Source organism: Stenotrophomonas sp. P5_A8 (genome assembly GCF_056400545.1).
On the sequence record NZ_JBFULB010000659.1, the window covers coordinates 1 to 530 of the forward strand.

The following is a 530-nucleotide window of genomic DNA, read 5'->3' on the forward strand; positions in this document are numbered from 1 at the left end:
GCGCGGGCATGGACCCGATCGCCTACGTGCTGGCGATGGTGGAGGTCGCCGCCGGCGACGCGGCGCATTCGACCATCATGTCGGTCAACAACTCGCTGTTCTGCAACGGCATCCTCACCCACGGCAGCGAAGCGCAGAAGCAGACCTACGTGCGCGCCATCGCCGAGGGCGAGGCCATCGGTGCGTTCGCGCTGACCGAGCCGCAGTCCGGTTCGGACGCCACGGCGATGCGTTGCCGCGCGGTCAAGCAGGCCGACGGCAGCTTCGTGATCAACGGCAAGAAGAGCTGGATCACCTCCGGCCCGGTCGCCAAGTACATCGTGCTGTTTGCCATGACCGACCCGGACCAGGGCGCGAGCGGCATCAGCGCGTTCATGATCGACACCGACAAGGCCGGCTTCCACCGCGGCAAGACCGAGCCGAAGCTGGGCATCCGGGCCTCGGCCACCTGCGAAATCGAGTTCCAGGATTACGTGGCCAGCGCCGACGACGTGCTGGGCAAGGAGGGCGAGGGCTTCAAGATCGCCATG

General features: G+C 67.0%; 1 protein-coding gene. It reads left to right on the forward strand.

The annotated features are described in order from the left end of the window. On the forward strand, nucleotides 1–530 hold a 530-nt coding region (locus AC1DQP_RS21330; protein WP_478052536.1), incomplete at both ends, for an acyl-CoA dehydrogenase family protein.